4 protein-coding genes are annotated in these 3,666 nt (G+C 58.2%); 2 read left to right on the forward strand and 2 right to left on the reverse strand.

Annotation, left to right across the window (positions count from 1 at the left end; genetic code table 11):
- Positions 1–433: 433 nt before the first annotated feature.
- Together ACFQDM_RS13410 and ACFQDM_RS13415 are read right to left on the reverse strand one after the other, a co-directional pair.
- A complete protein-coding gene (locus ACFQDM_RS13410) occupies positions 434–634 on the reverse strand; it encodes a hypothetical protein (protein ID WP_377379849.1) in 201 nt (66 codons plus the stop codon).
- Between the two features lie 57 nt (positions 635–691).
- Positions 692–1,417, reverse strand: coding sequence for an ArsR family transcriptional regulator (locus ACFQDM_RS13415; RefSeq protein WP_377379851.1), 726 nt, complete (start codon positions 1,415–1,417; stop codon positions 692–694).
- A gap of 440 nt (positions 1,418–1,857) precedes the next feature.
- On the opposite strand from ACFQDM_RS13415, the gene ACFQDM_RS13420 reads away from it, so the two are divergent.
- Positions 1,858–2,178: a MobC family plasmid mobilization relaxosome protein gene (locus ACFQDM_RS13420; protein WP_377379852.1), complete on the forward strand. Its 321-nt coding sequence runs from the start codon at positions 1,858–1,860 to the stop codon at positions 2,176–2,178.
- A partial coding sequence (locus ACFQDM_RS13425; protein ID WP_377379854.1) for a relaxase/mobilization nuclease domain-containing protein occupies positions 2,168–3,666 on the forward strand: 1,499 nt, incomplete at its 3' end. The genes ACFQDM_RS13420 and ACFQDM_RS13425, both read left to right, overlap by 11 nt.

Here is a 3,666-nt window from a genome sequence, read left to right on the forward strand (position 1 = left end):
TAGTGCAACAGGTGAACGCGTTGCTCAAAGAACGGTGACGCTGGTCGAGGAACGCAAAGCGCACGAATGGGAGCAGGAGTGGGAGGCGCGGCGAGAGCGCGACAGAGGGCATGATTACGGCCTGTAATGCGTCCGCTCTGATCCGAATGGGAAACATGAATTAATTAACTTTGAAACACCGTAAAAACCACTAAAATTAGGATAAAACTACCAAGGAATAGGTTCAGCTTAAGCGAAGCTTTGTTGATCCTTAGAACAATTATTTCACGCTCAATCGGCTGACCGATAGGCTGTTCCTCAAGAACAATTTCTCGGTACGATTCAATAAATGGGACTTTGCCTGTTTCCAGACGCTGCCATTTTTCGTCTATTTTTCTTCTAGGGTCCACTTTGCATGTCCTCTTTAGTTCTTGGGCTTGGAAGCAAGGGTCTCTTACTCACCTAGAAGAGTTTTTTTACGCCATGTTCCGCCGAGGACTGTCTGATCTGCACCAAGAATGGTTTGAGGTTGGACTGTGCCAAGTAGTGTTGGTGGATAAGGCATACCCCAGAGAGAAATTGCTGCCAATTTGCGCCACTGTTCCTCCTTGTAAGCAACAGAGAGAAGGGTGAGCTGAGATACAGGAATTCTCATGATGTTTCCTTTCATGTGATTCCTACGACCCTACCCTCCTAACGGTTGACAGCTTGCTCAATCCTCAGACTTGCCACCCTCAATGACGCCGAGCCTGTAGCGTTCGACAGTTTGGGCGTGAGCGCTGACCTTCCCTCGGAACGCCCCTTCCGGTGTCACAGTGATGATCTTAGTGCGGCCCCTTTTAACCCGATGAATGGCTCCGACCTGCTCCAACAGTTTGAGAGCGTCAGCCATATGAGGGGGCTTTGTCCGCGTAAGCTCGCAAAGGTCAGCGGCGGTCTTCGTGCATTCGTAGGTTTGCCATCCTAGGTAGCGGCAGATCGTCCAAAGGATCGACAAAGCTTCTTTGGCCTGTGCAGGGGTCTTTGCCGCCTCAAACAGACGTTCGGTTACGGCGTCCTGATACTGGAATGCGATGGACACGTTGCCCCCTCCGAAGAAATCATATTCGAGCTGCTGCGCGGCACTGAGTTCTTTCAGCGTCTTTGACGCCTGACGAGCCATCATAGCACGTTCCGGGCTTTTCTCCTGCAAGGCAGCCTGATCCGCCAAGAGCGCCGCTTGGTCGTAAGTTCCACGCTTTCGCATGGCCCGGTCGGAAAGGTCGACAGGCAGGTTCGGATTGTGCCTGGCGCGCTGCTGGACAGCTCCGACAATGACGCCAATCGATTGCACAGGCGATCCAGTGCGCCGCTGCGCTTCTTGGGTCTTTTGGGCAATTTCTATGTCTTCCTGAGATACCCCCATACGGCGCAGCTCATAGATGGGAATTCTGCTCATTCGACACCTCGACAGTTACCTGTGAGGTAACTTTAGTTACCTGTGAGGTAACTGTCAATTTCCATTTTTGCCAGCATAACAAGGCTGAAACGGCCAAAATGCACTAGCGTATCCATGTATCCTAAGAATCTAAGAAAGGCTGATGAACAAGAGAGGGCCGAAACTGGTCTTCAACTCTAGCCAAAGAGATTAGGCAGGAAGTGCCAGGATCGATAGATTCAGAAAGACGCCAAACAATCCGATCTTGAAAGGGCAGGCCCTTTGCTATTTATTTCTTGCTACGCAAGCATACTCTTGTCCGGACACTGCGTGTCCGTCCTTCGCGCTTGTGAGGGGGCCTCAGGCCCCCTTCAATCCCCCGATCCGGCGTGCCGGAAGGGGCCTGCCCCTGAACCTCGGCAAGAGCCTCGTCCCTGCACCCCCCCGAGAGGCTGTTTTCCATGAGGATCGAGATCCGAACGACACCGGAGGAAAAGCAGCGATGGCAGGCTATTGCTGAGAACAAGGGGGTTTCGCTGTCGGAACTGGTGCGCTTCGCCCTTGGGGGTCAGCGCCTGCGGAAGCGGCGCGAACCCCCGAAGGTCGATCCCGACCTGCTGCGGGAGCTGGCGCGGATGGGGAACAACCTCAACCAGCTGGCCCGCGCCGCGAACCGGCGCAGGCCAGTGCCGGCTGCGGCGCTGCTGATGCGGCTGATCGAGATCGATCGGGAGCTTTCCGCCTTGCGGGCGGCGCATGAGCGGCCCGCCGATGCTGATTAAGTTCACGGGCGGGGGCCGCGGGGGCGGGGCCGAGATTGCCGCCTATCTGACCGCTGCAGACCGTGAGGGACGCGGCCATGCGCCGCCCGAGGTGGTGCGGGGCGACATGGATCGGACCCGCGAGTTGATCGACAGCATCGAGCGCAAATGGAGCTACACGCACGGGGTGCTGTCCTTCGCCCTGGAGGATGCGCCCAGCAAGGACCAGCAGGAGGAGGCCATGGACGCCTTCGAGCGTCTGGCCTTTGCAGGGATGGACCCGGAGCAATACGACATCACGTGGGTGCGCCATCAGCACACCGAGGGCGGGCGGGTGGAGCTGCACTTCGTGACGCCCCGGATGGAGCTGAATACCGGCAAGGCGCTGAACGTGGCGCCCCCCGGATGGGAGCGGTCCTATGCGCCGCTGCGGGACACGCTGAACTGGTCCCAGGGCTGGGCGCGTCCCGACGACACCGAGCGGGCCACAGAGCTTCACAGAGCGCCGGAGAGGGCCGATGACGGTTTCCGGCTCCGTGAAGGCCGGGAAGGCATTCATGCCTACCTGACGGCCCTTGTGGCGGCTGAGAGGGTCACGGATCGCGGCAGCATGGTCCTGGCCTTGCAGGAGGCGGGTTTGCAGGTCCCCCGGCAGGGCAAGGACTACCTGACCGTCCACGACCCGGACAGCGGCGAGAAATTCCGCATGAAGGGCAGGATCTACGAAAAGGAATGGACCTATGACCGAGAGCTTGACCGCGCGGTTGCAACAGCGGCTGTCGAGCCAGACAGCCGAGATCGAGGCATTGACCTCGGCCGAGCTGACGCGGCTCGCGAGCAGCTTGAGGCAACAATCCGAAGCCGCGCTGCGCACCATGCACAGCGATATCCTAGACACGAGCATGATGGTGGCCGACGAGTTGGAGATCATTCGTTGGACCGCGCGCTGGTGGTGGGTGGCGCTGATCGTGACCTGGCTAGTGATCGCGGGCTTGTCAGTCTGGCACTGGATGAGCCCCGCGCCGGACCTGTTTCCAATCTTCAGGAGCGGGGGGCAGAGCTACCTGATGCTGCCCGACGGGACCGAACCGATGATCTGCCAAGGGGAGCAGCCGTTTCTGTGCCTCAAACTGCCGAGTGGGAGCTGAGCCATGAACCAACTGACAGCCTTCGAGCGGGCGCTGCTCGCACAATTCGAAACATTGGTGAGCACCTCCGAGACCTCACTCGAAGCGTCAGAGGCCACATCGAAGCAGCTGCAAGCTTTGTACGGGAACGTGCAAAAGCGCCTGGACAAGATCGAACAGAAGCAGAGCGAGATCGAGCATTTTCAAGCGCAGTTGCTGCGGTCCTTCAACACTCAGACCGAGCAAACTACGAGCTTAGTGCAACAGGTGAACGCGTTGCTCAAAGAACGGTGACGCTGGTCGAGGAACGCAAAGCGCACGAATGGGAGCAGGAGTGGGAGGCGCGGCGAGAGCGCGACAGAGGGCATGATTACGGCCTGTA

This window comes from Ponticaulis profundi, from assembly GCF_042659465.1.
Classification (GTDB): Bacteria; Pseudomonadota; Alphaproteobacteria; order Caulobacterales; family Hyphomonadaceae; genus Ponticaulis; species Ponticaulis profundi.

Excerpts from the sequence above, each read along its gene's own strand:
- ACFQDM_RS13410 (WP_377379849.1), bottom strand. The coding sequence starts at position 634 with ATGAGAATTCCTGTATCTCAGCTCACCCTTCTCTCTGTTGCTTACAAG.
- ACFQDM_RS13415 (WP_377379851.1), bottom strand. The coding sequence starts at position 1,417 with ATGAGCAGAATTCCCATCTATGAGCTGCGCCGTATGGGGGTATCTCAG.
- ACFQDM_RS13420 (WP_377379852.1), top strand. The coding sequence starts at position 1,858 with ATGAGGATCGAGATCCGAACGACACCGGAGGAAAAGCAGCGATGGCAG.